The organism is Insolitispirillum peregrinum (assembly GCF_900156605.1).
Taxonomy (GTDB): Bacteria; Pseudomonadota; Alphaproteobacteria; order Rhodospirillales; family Rhodospirillaceae; genus Insolitispirillum; species Insolitispirillum peregrinum.
Genome location: NZ_FTOA01000001.1, coordinates 596,338 through 613,155 on the forward strand (window position 1 = coordinate 596,338; position 16,818 = coordinate 613,155).

A 16,818-nucleotide genomic window follows, 5' to 3' on the forward strand; every position below is an offset into this window, starting at 1 on the left:
GGTTACTGGAATGTGTCGAGTGGCATGCGATTTGCTTTGTGAACGCCATGTGCATGGTGTGCCTGGCTTGGTTAAGGCTCGGAAAGAAAAGACGAGGACAGAATCATGGATCTCCTCAGCATTCAGTCGGTCAGCTCTGCGACGACCAACAAAACGGCGTCGTCGACTGCGACCTCTGCCAGCGAGGCTAGCGATGCCGGATCTTCCTTTGCTTCGCTCCTGACCCAGACTGCTTTTGGCAATGCTGCGTCATTGTCGTTGACGCCAGCTCCGGCTGTGACGCAACGGGCAACCTCCTCTGAGCCTGAGGCCAGGGAACCGGTGCGCCGGGATGCTCCGTCGGCCAAAGAAAAGCCGGTTCGGGAAACTGCCGATGCCCGTACCAGTTCCTCTACGACCGATGACGTCGAAGAGGATGGCGATGAGGATGACGGGCAGTCTTCGGCTCAGGCCGAGCCTCCGTTCTGGATGCAGGTCGGACAGATGCCGACCGAACAGGCCCCTGTGGCGACCTCTGTCGGGGTAACAGCCGGAACTGTTGTTGATGGCGACAGCTCGCTGACCGCTCAGGGCGGGGACGATCTGCTGCAGGGTGAGGCTGCCGGGGATCAGTTGCTTTCGGCGCAGGCTGCCGCACCGGTGAAACCTGTGGGACCGTTGGGCCAGTTGGCGGCTCAGGCTGCTGTCCAGCAGCAAGAAAATACGGCCCCGGTGATGCCCCAGCCCCAGACAACGACCACTCAGTCGGATGCGCCCCAGCCTGTCGTTCAGGCGCAGGCCGTGGTGCAGGATCCGGCTGCGGCCCAGCAGGCTGTCCAGACCCAGGCCAACACATCGGCTCAGGCTCAGGGCATTGCCAAAGCGATGGGGACGCAGAATCAGGGCAAGACTGTCAAGGTTGAGGTCGATGTCCAGCAGGCTGCGACCAGCAGCACGCAGAATGCCCCTGCCACTGATGCTGCCAAGGTTGCTCCGACAACCGGGTTGACCCACCAGCAGGCGGCGGTAGCGAACACCGCGACTCAGGATGCTGATGCGCCCTTCATGACTTCTGGAGAAGTAGCAGACGCGGCGCAGGACGCCGTGGCGCCGGGGACTCCGAGTCTGGGGCAGCAGGTCGCACAGAATACCGCTCAGGGGCAGGGTGGGCCGGGGGCCCACGCAGCCCAGACCATGATGCAGTCACCGCAGGCCCAGCAGACGGCCGCTGTCGCTGCCGGGGCAACTGCGGCGGGCGCGGCTGCTGCTGCCGCTGATGCTTCCGCCACGGCAACGGCGGTCGATACCGCCGCCGCGACCACCGTTGCAGCCATTGATGATGTGGCCGGGGCCAGTTCTTCCGGCAGCTCGACCTCTTCGTCGATGACCACCCCGCTGGGAACCTTCGGCCAGAGCCTGTCGGCCCAGCAGGGAACCTCGACCGCTGGTCAGACGCAGGCCGCTGCGAACCCGCAGTCTCCCCTGCAGCAACAGGCCGTCGAGCAGGTCAAGGTTAAAATTACGCAGCAGGCGGCTCAGGGGCTGGACAATATCCGCATCCAGCTGAACCCGGCCGAGCTGGGCCGGGTCGATGTCAAGCTGAGCGTGCGGGACGGTCGGGTGACCGCCCATGTGACCGCTGACAGCCAGTCAACGCTGGATGCCCTGAAAGCCGATGCGACCGGTCTGGTCAAGTCGCTGGGGGATGCCGGTCTGCAGGCTGACAGCAATTCCCTCAGTTTCTCGTTGCGCGGTGAAAATGCCGCTGGACAGATGATGTCTGGCAACGAAGGCGGGAATGGCCGCGGTGCAGGCAATCCCTATGGCGGCCGGGGTCAGACTCTGGAAGATGGCCTTGATCTGGGAGTGCCGGATATGGAAACCATTCGCAGCCAGCAGGCCGCGGCCCGTGGCGGGGTTGATATCAACGTGTAAGGCTGGTCCATGAGTATGGGTTGGTCTGCCGGGTAAAAACTGGTGAGATGTCCGTTCCTGAAGGGCCGGACCCTTTCCGGAAAGTGTTACTGGTTTTGGTAAGAGCCTGAAGAGGCTACTTCGTCGTCTTCAGTAAGGATTAGAACAATGCCTTCTGTGACAGGTGCTCAGGAAAGCGTCGCCCTCGGGAACGCCTATACCCAATCAACGTCATCGGGCCGCAACAAGCTGGCCAATGACATGAATACATTCTTGACCATGCTGACCACGCAGCTCAAGAACCAGGATCCGCTGTCACCGATGGACTCTAATGAGTTTACCAACCAGTTGGTGCAGTTTGCCCAGGTGGAACAGCAGATCGCGCAGAACGAAAAACTCGACAGTCTGGTCACCGTCGGCAAGGGTAGCCAGGCATCGATGGCCGTTCAGTACATCGGCATGAACATCGAAGCCGAAAGCAGCAAGATGCCGTTGCAGGATGGTGCAGGGCGCTTTGCCTATGGCCTGAAGGCCGATGCCAAGTCGGTCGGGATCATGATCACCGACAGCGCGGGCAAGACGGTCTATACCACCTCTGGTCTGACCACCGCCGGTGTCCATGACTTCAAGTGGGACGGCAAGGATGCTGACGGCAACCAGCTTGACGATGGCATCTATAACATCTCGGTTACGGCTCTTGATAAGGATGGGGCTTCGATCGACACCTGGACGACGGTCTTCGGGACCGTGGACGGGGTTACCACCCAGAATGGGGAAACCATGCTGGTGATGGGTAAGGTCGGTGTGGCGCTGTCTGATGTGTTGTCGGTGACACCGAAGAAAGAGGTTGCCAGCACGGGGACGGCTACGGGTACGGATGCCTCTTCGACCGACAGCGACAGCTCGGATAGCTCCAGCGGTTAATTCTGCTGATCTGTCAGAACGCTTCGAGAAATTATCAGAAAGATAAAAGTCTGCCGCTTGAACGGCATGAGCTTAAGGAGTTACCACCATGTCGCTTTACGGTGCTTTGTATGCGGGTGTTTCCGGCCTGGCGTCCCAGTCCAGTGCGATGGGGGCCATTGCCGATAACGTCACCAACGTCAACACCACCGGTTACAAGGGAACCCAGACCAATTTCCAGACCCTGGTGACCAAGCAGGTTTCCTCCACCAAGTACAGCCCCGGTGGTGTGCAGTCGGCACCGCGCAAGGGCATTGACGTGCAGGGGCTGCTGCAGGCGACCACCTCCTCGACCGACATGGGGATTTCGGGCGGCGGTTTCTTTGTGGTGTCGGATCAGGCGCAGACCTCCAGCGGTTTTGCCTATACCCGCGCCGGTTCGTTCAAGGTTGACAAGGACGGCTATCTGAAGAACGTCGGTGGCTATTTCCTGCAGGGCTGGCCGCTGGAAAACTGGGATGGTACGGCGACGGCGGCCCAGGTTCCGGTGGATGGAAACATCTACATGAAGTCCTACAAGAACAGCAGCGGCGACACCTATTACATGAATGACAACGCTGTTGACAGCGTTAACATGCAGCCGCTGAACCTGCAAAAGATCGGTGGCACGGCGCGTGCGACCTCAACGCTGGCCATCGGTGCCAACCTGCCGGGTGGTACCAGTGTGGCGGTCGGAACCACTGCCAAGACCAACGCGCTGGTTTATGACACCCTCGGCAACAGCCACAACCTGAACTTCACCTGGATGAAGCGGGCCCAGAATTCCTGGGATTTCGAAGCTGTGCCGCCGGAAGGCGCGAAGTACGTTACCCTCGACGACCAAAGCTCGGTGCATAACACCTATTTTGCTGCTGGTCGCATGGATTTTTCGTCGGTCCCGGCCAACGGTTCGTCGATGACCATGGGCTTTGGTGGTCAAACCTATACCTTTAGGTTCGGCACCAGCTCAGCTGACATGCCGGAAGTGGCAGGCGACAACTCGGCTGACTTGTCCGGGTTCGTGGATGCTGCCACTAATGAAGGTAATACCATCGAGATTAATGGGGTCACCTTTAAACTGACCTCCAGTGCGACCGCTGATACGGATATCGACATCACCGGCCTGACCACCGATGCGGAGGTCAATTCCCGTCTGATCGATACGGTGGAATCGTACTTCGATAGCCACTATGGCGCTGGGAACTATATCAAGGACGATGGGTCGGGGTCGGGGACGGGCTTTACCACTGTATTCCCTGTGACTGCTGGTACAGTTGGGGGGGCGTTCAGTGCGCCGGCCAACACCGATAACAACGGTTCGCTGGGCACCAACGTATTCAGCATCGATATCGCTGGCAAGTCGCTGAGCCAGGTGCTGGACCAGTTGGGCCGTCAGGTCAACACCGCCCAGGCGCTGGCCTTTGGGGCTCCGAATACTCCGCCGAGCACCTGGGGTGGCCGTGTTGCCGGTGAAAACAGCATCCTGTTCCGTCAGGGCAGCACCACCGACTCCCTGACCGTCGATACCAGCGCCCTGCTGAACAGCAGCAGCAATTCTGCCGTGCTGCAGTCCGGCGCGTGGTCGATCGAAGCGCTGTCTTCGTCGGTCAATGGCAACGATGCCACCAAGAATGCGGTGACCTTCAGCGGTGACGGTTCTGTCGACACCCTGATGGGCAAAGATGAAACCGACGAGCCGGACCCGCGCTTGCAGATCAAGATTGGCTGGGCCAACGGTGCTGCGGATATGGATGGGTCAGAGTCCGCTGCGATCTCCCTGTTCCTGGGGAACTACAACTCCAAGGACGGTCTGCAGCAGCTGGCGGGTGATTACCAGCTGAACTACCTGAGCCAGAACGGTAACAAGTTCGGGAACTTCTCCGGGGTGAGCATCGGCGAAGATGGTATCGTCACCGCCCAGTTCGACAACGGCGTGACCACCCCGATCTTCATGATCCCGGTTGCCAGCTTTGTGAACCCGAACGGCATGGAATCGATGACCGGCAACGTGTTCCAGCAGACCGACGTGTCTGGTTTGCCGACCGTCCGCGAAGCCGGTTCGGCTGGCGCCGGTACCATTGCTGGTGCGTCTCTGGAAGGCTCGACGGTTGATCTGGGTGAGGAATTCACCAGCATGATCACCACCCAGCGTGCCTATTCGGCGGCGTCAAAGATCATTACCACCGCTGACGACATGCTGGATGAACTGGTCAACATCAAACGTTAATCTGCGTTTGTGGTATCCTTATGCACCTTGTGGCCCTGGTTTCGACCGGGGCCTTTTTTTATTTAAGGCTTTGGAAAGGGTGAATGTTTTATCATCTGCCGCTGTATGGAAAAGAAGTTTCCCGGCACTGGCAGATGGTTGACCTGAAAAGTGCACGCAGGGCGACAAGGGGGCAGGACGCCATGGATCAGCAGTATACCGTCGGTATTATTGGCTATGGTAAAGTGGGGCGAACACGTCATCGTATTGTTGATGCTCATCCCCGCTTGCGGCTGATTACAGTGTGTGATGTCTCTCCGCCCTCAAGTGGTGAGGTGGGGGTGCCGGTCCATACACAGTGGCAGGCGGCTCTTGATATGTGCCCGGATATTGTGTTCGTCTGCACAACCAACGAGATGATCCCTGATATCGCGGTGGCTGCACTGGATGCGGGGTGCCACGTATTTTGCGAAAAGCCTCCGGGGCGAACCGTCGCCGATATCGAAAAAATGCGGGCTGCGGAAAATGCCCATCCACACCTCAAGCTGAAATTCGGCTTCAACCATCGCTACCACGAAGCGGTTCGGAATGCCCGGATGGTGATTGAAAGAGGCCGTCTGGGGCGTCTGCTATGGGCGCGCGGTATTTACGGCAAGGCGGGTGGCAATGCCTATGATCGCAACTGGCGAAATGATCCGGCACGCTCTGGCGGTGGAATCCTGATTGATCAGGGCATCCACATGATGGACCTGATGCGGATGTACTGCGGTGATTTCGTTGATTTTAAAGCCTATTTGGGGGCGATGTACTGGAATTTGCCAGTCGAAGACAATGCCTTTGTGATGATGCGGACCGCAGGGGATCGCGTTGCCATGCTGCATTCGTCAGCCACCCAATGGCGGCATCGCTTCAAGCTGGACCTTTATCTTGAGCGCGGTTTTCTGGAGCTGGAGGGCATATTGTCTTCGACCCAGACCTATGGCCGTGAAAGCCTGAAAATCGCCCGCGTTCTGTATGATGCCGAAGGGTATCCGCTGCCCAATCCCGATGAGACAATCAGTTTCTATAGCGAAGATCGCTCGTGGGAGCTGGAGGTTGAGGATTTCGTGCGGGCCATTGATCTGGATCTGGTCGTGGGTGATGGCAATTCAGCCGATGCGCTGGCGGTCATGCAGATGGTGCAGGCTGTGTACAGTCAAGGAGACCAGTTGTCTCCTCTTTCAGCCCCGTTAGCGGAGTAACTGGCCATGAAAACGTCGATTATTCTGGACGAAATTGACCGCGATGCCGTCCGTCCGGCCAAAGAGTTTTCCCGTTACGCCGAATATTTGCGCTTTGATCTGGCGCGTTTGCTGATCGAAGACGAGGTACGCTGGATTGAGCGGGATTGCCCGGGGTGCTGTTATCAGGGCGCGCCGGTGCTGTTTCACAAGGATGGTGTCACCTATCATGATTGCCCCCGCTGCTTTACCCGTTTTGTGTCACCGGTACCGGAACAGGCGGCTCTGGATGTGCTGGGCGTGCGGGGACGGGCGGCCCAGTTTCGCCGCCACCTGTTTGAGCAGCGTCTGAAAGAGCGTTTTCAGGCATCCTTGCGAACCAACGTGCTGGACTGGTTGTTGCAACGCTGTGATGAAAACAGCGTTGGGGGGAGATCATACTGTGAGATCGGTGGCGAAAATCTCGGTTGGTTCGCCGATGTGGCAGAGAATCGCCTGTTCGAGCAGGTAACACTCGTTTCCCCCATTCCGACGGTACTGGAAACGCCAGGGGTCCGTCAGGTCGGCAGTCTGGAGCAGGCGGGGCAGGGTTTTGATGTTCTGGTCACACACACTGCACTGGACCGCCACTCGGACCCGGATGGTTTGCTGGGGCAGATGGCAGACCATTTGGCTCCGGGGGGGCTGCTGGCGATCACCGCGGCCTGTGCCAGTGGCCTGGAGCACCGCTTGCTGGGGCGTGATGCGCCCAGTTTGCTTCCGCTGGATCGGCTGACGGTCTTTTCGGTGGAAGGTATCCAGACGGCTCTGGAGCGTCACGGCCTGCGCGTGATTGAACTCAGCACGCCGGGACGGATGGATGTCGAGACCGTGGCGTCGTATCTGGCCGAGCGTGTGCCACAGGAAACTGGCGGCGGTGACTTCTGGCGGTATCTGATGGGGCGATCTGACCCGATGTTGCGGCGCAACCTGCAAATTTTCCTGCAGGAGAACCTGCTGAGTTCATATCTGCGGGTGGCTGCGATCAAGGCGTAGGGATTGGTGTATTGATCTCCTGATCCCCGATCTTTCTTTAAAGATAAAAGGAGTGGGGTCCGGGGCCTTATGGCCCCGGCGAGGTGTGGAGCAGCGCTCCACGCCCTTGCTCCCTTACTGTCGTGTACTGTGGGGTTAGGTTTAACGCACGCTGATCTAGTTTAGACTCTTGTTTTATTACAATTATTACGCGTAAAGCCGGTTTCCACTTTTACGTTCGCATCTCCAAAACTGTTTCTCATATGGAAACAGTGTATGCGGTCTTCGCCGGATTGTTGCTGTGGCAGGCTGGGGGGTACAGTGAGGGCATGGTGATTGACCTCACGACGCAACAAGGATGCTGAACATGTCGCTCTTCCCCAGTGTTTTCATTTCGCATGGTTCTCCGGCCATTCTGCTGGAGCCCACCCCGTCGCATCATGCCCTGCTGGGGCTGGGGGCGAGCCTGAGTGAGGCTGCCGGCCGTTTGCCGTCGGTGATTGTCTCGGTGACGGCCCATTGGGAAACGGCGGAAGCCACTGTTTCGACCGCCGCCAATCCGCCGATGATTTATGATTTCTGGGGCTTCCCAAAGCCGCTCTATGAAGCTGTTTATCCGGCTCCGGGGCAGCCGGAAGTTGCCCGGCGGGCGATCAGTCTGCTGCAACAGGCGGGTGTGGCGGTGCGGGCCGATGGTCAGCGTGGCTATGACCACGGGACGTGGATTCCGCTGGCGCTGATGTTTCCGCAGGCGACAATTCCGGTGGTGCAGGTGTCGGTGCAGAGTGGCCGGAATGCTGCCCATCACTGGGCCGTTGGCCGGGCGTTGCGGGCGCTGCGCGAGGATGGGGCCCTGATCATCGGTAGCGGGTCACTGACCCATAACCTGCGGGCGGTGCATTGGGGGAATGTGGATGCCCCGGCGCCGGACTGGGTGGAAAGCTTTGGCAACTGGATCGAAGATGCGGTGGTGGCCGGTGAGTGGGAAAAGATCCGCGATCATTGGCACGAAGCGCCGTTTGCCGCCCGCAACCACCCGTCGCCGGAACATTTCCTGCCGTTGCTGGTGGCCGCTGGCGCGGGCAGTGATCAGGGGCAGGGGACGGTTTTGCACCGTGGAACCGAACTGGGTGTGCTGCGGATGGATGCCTACGCCTTTTCGTGAGCTTTATCTCCCCCCGGGGACGGGCCCGCTGCCGTCGGGCTCACCCCAGCGGGCGATCATTTCGCTGTCGAGATCAAACAGGTCCAGCACCCGGCCAACGGCATGGTTGACGATGTCATCGATGCTTTGCGGGCGGGTGTAAAAGGCCGGAACCGGCGGGGCGATGATCCCGCCCATTTCGGTGACGGCGGCCATGTGGCGGATATGGCCAAGGTGCAGCGGGGTTTCGCGCACCATCAGGACCAGCCGACGGCGCTCTTTCAGGCAGACATCGGCCGAGCGGGTCAGCAGGTTGGCCCCGACGCCGGTGGCGATTTCGCTCAGGCAGCGCACCGAGCAGGGGGCAACGATCATCCCCATGGTGCGGAACGAGCCGGAAGACGGTGCTGCCGCCATGTCATCAATGCGATGGCTGTGGCTGGCAAGGGCTTTGACGTCGGCGACCTTCATGTCCGATTCGTAGGCGAGGGTGATTTCCGCCGTTTTGGTCATCACCAGGTGTGTTTCGATACCAAGGCTTTGCAATACCTCGAGAATCCTGATGCCGTAAATGATGCCGGTTGCGCCACTGAGGCCAACGATCATGCGCCGTGGGGTGGTCATCGGGTGTCTCCGTTGCGTTTGGCAGCCGAATGGCGAAACGAAATTGTCGTTTCAATTTCATCAGTTACCAATTTATTGCAGAAAGGACTGGAAACCGAGCAAAAAAGGGCATATGTTTACAGGGTATCTGACAGGCGATCAAGGGAGATTTGCCATGGGCTATGACGCTCGTATCGATTCCCTGCGTATGAAGCATGCAGAACTTGATGAGGTGCTGGTTGCGGAAGCCAGACGCCCCGTCCCTGACCCGGCGATGCTCGCCGACCTCAAGCGCCAGAAACTTCGTATCAAGGATGAACTCGAGCGCATTGCCCAACCGGCTCACTGAGACCAACGGTGAGCGCACTCTGTTCTCAACAGCAGGAGTTATTACACGACGTGTTGAACGCAGCGAAAGGCCGCCCGTAGGCGCCAGTCCAAAGGACGGCTGTATCCACCGTGAACATCCTGACAGGGAGGCCCCGCCGGATTCTTACCGGCGGGGTTTTTCGTTTCTGGATGTGGAAACTGGTCAGAATACAATGGTTAAAGCAGGCTTCCCTTACCTGTGGCAAGTGTGATTTACGTAACGGAAGTCCATTTGACGGGCGTATTAGGTAATTTTATCAAAAGAGGTGCGTGAAGGGCTTTCCATTTGTTTCGTTTCGGGGCAGTATGCCCCCGACCCGCGAAGGTGCTTTGCTCGTTTGCGGGGACCAAGATTAAAGGGGACAAAGACCGGCCATGACCAACGCATACGAAATTGCTCATAAAACGTCGCTGCAAGATCCCGAAACCTTTTGGGGTGAAGCCGCCAAGGATATCGCATGGGTAAAGCCCGCCGACAAGGTACTGGATGACAGCGCTGCGCCGCTGTACCGCTGGTTCGTCGGTGGTGAGCTGAATACCTGCTATAACGCCGTTGACCGTCATGTCGAAGCCGGTCGCGGTGAGCAGACCGCCATCATCTATGACAGCCCGATCACCGGTGCCAAGCGCAAGATTTCCTATGCCGAACTGCAGGATCAGGTCGCCCGCTTTGCTGGTGTCCTGGCCGGGCAGGGCGTGACGAAGGGCGATCGCGTCATCGTTTACATGCCGATGATCCCCGAGGCGCTGGTGGCGATGCTGGCCTGTGCCCGTCTGGGTGCGATCCATTCGGTGGTGTTCGGTGGCTTTGCGCCGCACGAACTGGCCACCCGCATTGATGATGCCAAGCCGACGGCGCTGGTCTGTGCCTCGTGCGGTCTCGAGCCGGGTCGGGTGGTGCGCTACAAGCCGAACATCGATGCTGCCATCGACTATGCCAGCCACAAGGTTGGCTCGGTGGTGGTGTTCCAGCGCGAGCAGGAAAAGGCCGATCTGATCCCCGGTCGGGACGTGGATTGGGCCGAGGCCGTTGCCAAGGCCGAACCGCATCCGTGCGTGACGGTGGCCGCCACCGATCCGCTGTACATCCTGTATACCTCGGGCACCACCGGGCAACCGAAGGGGGTCGTGCGCGACAACGGCGGGCATGCCGTGGCTCTGCGCTGGACGATGACCAACCTGTACAATGTGCAGCCGGGGGATGTGTACTGGGCCGCGTCGGATGTGGGTTGGGTCGTTGGCCACTCCTATATCTGCTATGCGCCGCTGTTGACCGGGTGCACCACTGTGGTGTTCGAAGGCAAGCCGGTGGGAACGCCCGATGCCGGGACGTTCTGGCGGGTGATCGAAGAATACAAGGTCAAGCTGCTGTTTACGGCCCCGACCGCCTTCCGTGCGATCCGTCGTGAAGACCCGAATGGCGAATTCCTGAAAAAGTACGATCGTTCGTCGTTGCAGTCGCTGTTCCTGGCGGGCGAGCGCTCGGACCCGGAAACCCTGAAGTGGGCCGAAGAGCACCTGCAGGTGCCGGTGGTTGACCATTGGTGGCAGACCGAAACCGGTTGGGCCATTTGCGGCAACCCGCTGGGCCTGACCCAGTTCCCGGTCAAGCACGGCTCGCCGACCAAGGCCATGCCGGGCTGGGATGTGCAGGTGGTTGACGAAGGCCGCCATCAGGTCGAACCCGGCCAGATCGGCTCGCTGGTGTGCAAGCTGCCGCTGCCTCCGGGCACGCTGCCGACCCTGTGGAATGCCGAAGCACGTTATATCTCGTCGTATCTGGAGGAATTCCCCGGCTACTACAAGACCGGTGATGCGGGCTTCATCGACGATGAAGGCTACATCTATGTGATGACCCGCACCGATGATGTGATCAACGTTGCCGGGCACCGTTTGTCGACCGGGGCGATGGAAGAAGTGCTGGCCAAGCATCCTGACGTGGCCGAGTGCGCCGTCATCGGTGTGGCCGATGACCTGAAGGGGCAGACCCCGCTGGGCTTCGTTTGCCTGAAGATGGGTGTAACCCGCAGCGAAGACGACATCCGTAAGGAACTGGTCAAGCTGGTGCGCGACGAGATCGGCCCGGTGGCGGCGTTCAAGCAGGCGGTGATCGTCAAGCGCCTGCCCAAGACCCGTTCCGGCAAGATCCTGCGCGGGACCATGCAGAAAATCGCCGACAATCAGGACTTCAAGATGCCAGCGACGATCGATGATCCGGACATTCTGCCGGAAATCGAAGAAGCGCTGGAAGGGATCGGTCTGGCGAAAAAGCGGACTGACGCAGCCCTGTAAAGGTCTGTGTCTGAATGCAGCACCCTGATGGTCCGGGAGGTCGTCGGGGTGTGGAGGAAGGACTGTCTGGGGGGCAGTCCTTCCTTTTGCATTTTTGAAGGTAAAGCCGTGGAGGCAGAAATGCTCCCGGTTCTGCGCACGATCACTGCGCCCAACCAGAAAACCGGATCAATGTACCTGTGTACTGTGGCGCCACATTTAACGCACACTGGTCTGGTGACAGCATGACCACATGGTTCCGGAAGGGGGAGCACTGTGTCGCAAATAAATCCATTGTATTTTGGCAAGTCAGAGACGCTTGCCGAGGTGTTTCGGTCTTATCCTGATTATTCTGATCATGGGACTCCTGCTGCCTCGCAGCCCACTCCTGCCGATACCGCCGAGCGGGTGAGAAGCGTTTCTGCCGCTCGGGCTGCGGGAAGCCATCAGGGAACCATCAGCAAGGGGACATCGCGGAAAGGGCCGCTGCTGTTTCTGCTGGTTTTTTTTGCAATGTTGGCGGCGGGGTGGGCCTTGTATCAGAGCAGTCCTATCTCGGCGGCCACTCTCATGGAGCAGATGCACAGGCTGTCTATGGAGTTGAGCGATGAGGCCAAGACCTCGGAGGTGACGGTCATCGGGCATGCAACAGCCAAGGATACGGCAACGATCCTGATCGATGATACGACGTTGCTGCTGGCTGGCATCGAAGCGGTCCATGACGAGACGTACCTGACAGATTTCAACGATTACCTTGCATCCAGTGGGGATGTGACCTGCCATGTGTCCGCAGATACCGGCAAAGCCGTCTGCCTGGACAAGGATGGGGATGATCTGGCTGAAATTCTGGTCTACTCGGGCTTTGCTCTGGTGAGCGATGTCTCGATGAAAAACCTGATGGATGCGCAGGCCCGCGCCGTCGAGGACGGTAACGGTGTGTGGGGGAGCGAATGATGCCTGATGCTCTGATGAACATGGTCAGCCTGCGCCACGGGAATGAAAAGTCTTACTTCATCATTTCCGCCATTCTGGGGGGGCTGATCTGGCTGTTGGTGCTGATTTCCACGATGGGCCTGATTCTTGTCTGGCTTCTGGTGATTGCCTTCTTTTTGTATGTGGCCGAAGGCTTCCTGCGGGCGCAGTTGTTTGGGAATGCGGTGCAGGTTTCTCCTCGCCAGTTTCCCGAAATCCATGCCATTTGCCAGCAATGTGCGACGGACATGGGATTGCGGAGCACCCCCGAGGTGTTCGTGATCAATTCAGGCGGGGTGATTAACGCTCTGGCGGTCAAGCTCCTGCAGCGTCGCTATGTGTTGCTGTACTCACATCTGGTGGATCTGATGTCAGCCAAAGAGCTGGGGATGGTGATTGCGCACGAACTGGCTCACCATGCCGCAGGTCATACAGCCTTTTGGCGCAACCTGTTGATCAAGCCTGCCTTTTTTATCCCCTTTCTGGGGGCAGCCTATTCCCGTGCCTGCGAATTGACCTCTGACCGGGTGGCTGCGGCATGGCTGCGTGATCCGGCGGCCAGCAAGTCGGCGCTGATTTTGCTGGCGAGTGGATCGCTGCGTTTCAGGAAGCAGGTTGATTTGCAGGCATTCCGCGAGCAGGAGCGCTTGGTGCCGCCATTTTTTGGTTTTATCAGCACGATCTTTGCCACCCACCCCCGGCTGACAGTCCGGGTCGAGGAACTGGATATCCTGTTCCGTAACGATCCTGTGGGGGCACGCCCGGTTGATGTCGCTTCGGCTCCGGCAGAATAGCGAAGCCTGCTCGCTGCACGGGACAGGAGTTTGACCTGTCCCGTGCAGTGCTTGCGACAAACGGGCTGTCAGGCGTATTTCAGTGTCTGCAAACGCCAGAAGGCCCCCTTGCCAGCGACCCTGCTCGGGGTATCCTGACGCAGGTTGGCCAGCAGGCCGTCCATCAGCGGTTCGATGACACGCATCAGGCCATAGGGTGGGTTGACCAGCACATAGCCACAGCCGATCAGGCTGCTGCCCGGCATGATCTGTTGCGGGTCGCGGATGTAAAAATCCAGCGCCACCGTTTCCGGCAGATCAAGCGTTTCCAGATGAGCGTGGAAGGTGGCGATTTCCAGCCGGTCCTTGATCGGATACCACAGGGCAAAGCAGCCGCTGGCCCAGCGTTTGACCCCATCCGCCAGCGCGCGTTCCATCGCATCAAACTCGTCGGGCTGTTCGAACGGCGGATCAATCAGCACCATTCCACGCCGTTCCTTGGGCGGCAGGACAGCCTTGAGGGCTTCGTAGCCATCCCGATGCTCGACCTTTACCCGCTTGTCGCGCCCGACGGTCTGCCACAGGGTCTGCTCGTCTTCGGCATGCAGTTCGCACAGGAACAAGCGGTCGTTGTCCCGCAACAGGTGTTGCGACAGACAAGGCGAGCCGGGGTATACGCGAAAACCGCCCGCGGGATTTTCTGCGGCAACCGCGTCAAGATACGGGCGCAGGGCATCCAGCAGAACAGGGGACAGAGCCCCCCTGGTGGCGGCATCCTGAAGTCGTCCAATGCCGTCTTGCCACTCGCCGGTTTTTCCGGCTTCGATCCCGCTCAGGTCATAACGACCGATACCGGCGTGGGTATCGAGCACAAAGAATGGCTTGTCCTTGGTTTTGAAGTGTTCGAGGCAAAGGGCAAGGATCGCATGCTTGAAGACATCGGCAAAATTGCCTGCATGATAGGCGTGACGGTAGTTCATCGGAAGTCCTGTCAGCGTGTGCACCAGATCCCGGACCATAAAGCATAATGCGGGTTCGGTACACGATCGCTTGCAGGTCTATTTCTGGAACGCCTGACTGGTGGACATGATTTCATCGACCAGCTTCATCGTTGCCAGATAATTGTCCTGCACGGCCTGCAGCTTGCGCTGGGCATCACCGTAATGCACCAGGGTTTCTTCCAGTCTGCGTGCGGCATCGGCCAACTGGTTGCGCGCCCGGTCGGCGTCGTCACTCATTTGCCCCAGTCCTTTCAGGATTTCCTGACTGGAGGATTCTATGTCTTTGCAGGCGCGCAGGGTGCGAATCGCACCATAAGGAATGATCTGGCCCATGACATCCTCCTGTGGATGGGGTGAGGCGATCAGCAGGGGGATACGGCCTGCTGCTGCGGTGCAAAATTTTTTCTTCAGACTGTAATAATGTGCGCATAGGGATGGTTTTAAACAATGAAATATCGCAAGGAAGAATTGAAAAAGTCGGGTGGCACCGGGACTTTTTTTATAAAGCCTTCTTGTATATGAGGTTTTTGTACGGATGGGTGAGGATGCTGTTTGCGTACAATGCCCGTGCAGACACAAAAACCCCACTCAGGATGGGTGATCCGGCTGAGTGGGGTTCTTGTGGGCTATGCTCTGGACCAGTCTGAAGCCACAGGACACGACAGTCAGGACGCAAGGAGGTGGAGCGCTGCTCCACACTTCGCCGGGGTCTTGAGGCCCCGGACTCTATTGACTTGATATTGAAAGAAAAAATGGGGGCTTGGGGGCATCGTTACCAAACGGGTTCGAGCGGTAGCCCGCACTGATACCGCCCACTGTCGTGAGCCATGATCTGACGCAGGCACATCGGTCTAGCCTTTTGATGGCTCAGCGTCCGGCGAATTTCACCGCTTCTTCGGCGGCCCGCACCAGAGCGCGAGCCTTGTTGTGGCATTCTTCCCATTCCTTGTCGGGATCAGAGTCTGCCACCACCCCGGCACCGGCCTGCACGATCATCTCGCCGTCCTTGACCAGAGCGGTGCGCAGGGCGATGCAGGTATCCATCTGACCATTGGCCGAGAAGTACCCCACCGCTCCGGCATAGAAACTGCGGCGCTCGCTTTCCAGCTCGTCGATGATCTGCATGGCGCGAACCTTTGGCGCACCAGAGACTGTCCCGGCAGGGAAGCCCGCCATCAGGGCATCCATGGCATCGTGCCTGCTGGCGTCAAGGGTGCCCTCGACGTTCGAGACGATGTGCATGACGTGCGAGTAGTTTTCGATGATCATCTTGTCGGTGACCGACACGCTGCCAATTTGCGACACCCGACCAACGTCGTTGCGGCCCAGATCCAGCAGCATCAGGTGCTCGGCCAGCTCCTTGGGGTCGGCCAGCAGGTCTTCGGCCAGGGCGCGGTCCTCTTCGGCGGTCTTGCCGCGCGGGCGGGTGCCAGCGATCGGGCGGATGGTGACTTTGCCATCGCGCAGACGGACCAGAATTTCCGGGCTGGAGCCAACCAGCGCAAAGCCGCCCAGTTGCAGGTGGAACAGGAACGGCGACGGGTTGGTGCGGCGCAGGGCGCGATAGAGGGCGAACGGCGGCAGGCGGAACGGAATGCGGAACCGCTGGGACAGCACCACCTGAAAAATGTCCCCGGCGGCGATGTATTCCTTCGCCTTGCGGATCATGTCGTGGAACCCGCTGCGCGAAACGTTGGCGACCGGCGTTGGGGCTTCGTCAACGGTGCGGTTGGCTTCGCGGCGATAGGGCAGGTTGCGCTCAAAGTCGGCGGTGATGTCGCTCAGGCGTTCCTGGGCCTGGGTATAGGCGATATCGGCGCTGATGCCATCCTGCGGACGCACAGGCGTCACCACCGTCACCAGACCATCGACGTTGTCGAAAATGGCCATCACCGTCGGACGCATGAAAATGCTGTCGGGGATGTTGATGGTGTCGGGGTTTTCGTCCGGCAGGCGTTCGACCTGACGGATCATGTCATAGCCCATATAACCGATCAGGCCGGCGGCCATCGGGGGCAGGGCGGCAGGCAGGTCAATCCGGCTTTCGGCTAGCAGGGCGCGCAGCGACGGCATGGTTTCGCCGGCGTCGTCGAAGGCGTCGGGGGTGGTGCGGGCCTGACGGTTGATTTCGGCCTTGGCCCCCCGGCTGCGCCACAGGATATCCGGCTTCAGGCCGATGAAGGAATAGCGGCCGCGGGTCGATCCGCCTTCGACGGATTCCAGCAGAAAGGCATTCTGTTGCCCGTCGGCCAGCTTCAGCATGGCCGAGACGGGGGTTTCCAGGTCGGCCACCAGACGGGTCCAGACCACCTGCGCCCGACCTTGCTGGTAGACTGCGCGGAAATCATCAAGGGCGGGAAGGCTATGCATCGAACAATCCGTTCATGATTTTCTGAGGGGATCATCAGGG

At 59.3% G+C, this 16,818-nt stretch carries 14 protein-coding genes; 10 read left to right on the top strand and 4 right to left on the bottom strand.

Translation table 11 applies throughout. The features are described from left to right. Positions 1–105: 105 nt before the first annotated feature. From BW995_RS02510 to BW995_RS02535, 6 genes are all read left to right on the top strand, one after another. Positions 106–1,914 carry a flagellar hook-length control protein FliK gene (locus tag BW995_RS02510; RefSeq protein ID WP_076398558.1) on the top strand — a complete coding sequence of 603 codons (1,809 nt, stop codon included), beginning with the start codon at positions 106–108 and terminating at the stop codon, positions 1,912–1,914. Positions 1,915–2,061: 147 nt separating this feature from the next. Next, on the top strand, positions 2,062–2,817 hold the full coding sequence (locus tag BW995_RS02515) for a flagellar hook assembly protein FlgD (RefSeq protein WP_076398560.1): 756 nt from the start codon (positions 2,062–2,064) through the stop codon (positions 2,815–2,817). Positions 2,818–2,905: 88 nt separating this feature from the next. Beyond that, positions 2,906–5,062, top strand: coding sequence for a flagellar hook-basal body complex protein (locus BW995_RS02520; protein ID WP_076398561.1), 2,157 nt, complete (start codon positions 2,906–2,908; stop codon positions 5,060–5,062). Between the two features lie 83 nt (positions 5,063–5,145). Beyond that, positions 5,146–6,282, top strand: a complete 1,137-nt coding sequence (locus BW995_RS02525) for a Gfo/Idh/MocA family protein (protein WP_084194518.1) — start codon at positions 5,146–5,148, stop codon at positions 6,280–6,282. Positions 6,283–6,288: 6 nt separating this feature from the next. Next, the gene (locus BW995_RS02530; RefSeq protein WP_076398563.1) at positions 6,289–7,296 is read left to right on the top strand and encodes a methyltransferase domain-containing protein; all 1,008 of its coding nucleotides are present in this window, start codon (positions 6,289–6,291) and stop codon (positions 7,294–7,296) included. Between the two features lie 346 nt (positions 7,297–7,642). Next, entirely contained in the window at positions 7,643–8,440 is a 798-nt protein-coding gene (locus BW995_RS02535) for a DODA-type extradiol aromatic ring-opening family dioxygenase (protein ID WP_076398564.1), read from the top strand. Between the two features lie 3 nt (positions 8,441–8,443). On the opposite strand, the gene BW995_RS02540 is transcribed toward BW995_RS02535, so the two are convergent. Then, positions 8,444–9,043: a UbiX family flavin prenyltransferase gene (locus tag BW995_RS02540; RefSeq protein WP_076398566.1), complete on the bottom strand. Its 600-nt coding sequence runs from the start codon at positions 9,041–9,043 to the stop codon at positions 8,444–8,446. Positions 9,044–9,197: 154 nt separating this feature from the next. On the opposite strand from BW995_RS02540, the gene BW995_RS02545 reads away from it, so the two are divergent. The 4 genes from BW995_RS02545 (at position 9,198) to BW995_RS02560 (ending at position 13,428) form a co-directional block, all read left to right on the top strand. Beyond that, positions 9,198–9,371 carry a YdcH family protein gene (locus tag BW995_RS02545; protein ID WP_076398568.1) on the top strand — a complete coding sequence of 58 codons (174 nt, stop codon included), beginning with the start codon at positions 9,198–9,200 and terminating at the stop codon, positions 9,369–9,371. 395 nt (positions 9,372–9,766) lie between these two features. After that, a complete protein-coding gene (locus BW995_RS02550; RefSeq protein ID WP_076398569.1) occupies positions 9,767–11,683 on the top strand; it encodes a propionyl-CoA synthetase in 1,917 nt (638 codons plus the stop codon). 558 nt (positions 11,684–12,241) lie between these two features. Further along, positions 12,242–12,616, top strand: a complete 375-nt coding sequence (locus BW995_RS20370) for a hypothetical protein (protein WP_139332719.1) — start codon at positions 12,242–12,244, stop codon at positions 12,614–12,616. After that, positions 12,613–13,428 carry a M48 family metallopeptidase gene (locus BW995_RS02560; protein ID WP_217696035.1) on the top strand — a complete coding sequence of 272 codons (816 nt, stop codon included), beginning with the start codon at positions 12,613–12,615 and terminating at the stop codon, positions 13,426–13,428. Before BW995_RS20370 ends, BW995_RS02560 begins: the two co-directional genes overlap by 4 nt. A 68-nt stretch (positions 13,429–13,496) precedes the next feature. On the opposite strand, the gene BW995_RS02565 is transcribed toward BW995_RS02560, so the two are convergent. From BW995_RS02565 to trpE, 3 genes are all read right to left on the bottom strand, one after another. Next, positions 13,497–14,387, bottom strand: coding sequence for a 23S rRNA (adenine(2030)-N(6))-methyltransferase RlmJ (locus BW995_RS02565; RefSeq protein ID WP_076398574.1), 891 nt, complete (start codon positions 14,385–14,387; stop codon positions 13,497–13,499). 78 nt (positions 14,388–14,465) lie between these two features. Then, positions 14,466–14,741, bottom strand: a complete 276-nt coding sequence (locus BW995_RS02570; protein WP_076398576.1) for a hypothetical protein — start codon at positions 14,739–14,741, stop codon at positions 14,466–14,468. A 534-nt stretch (positions 14,742–15,275) separates the two neighbouring features. Beyond that, a complete protein-coding gene (gene trpE, locus BW995_RS02575) occupies positions 15,276–16,778 on the bottom strand; it encodes an anthranilate synthase component I (RefSeq protein WP_076398577.1) in 1,503 nt (500 codons plus the stop codon). Positions 16,779–16,818: the final 40 nt, after the last annotated feature.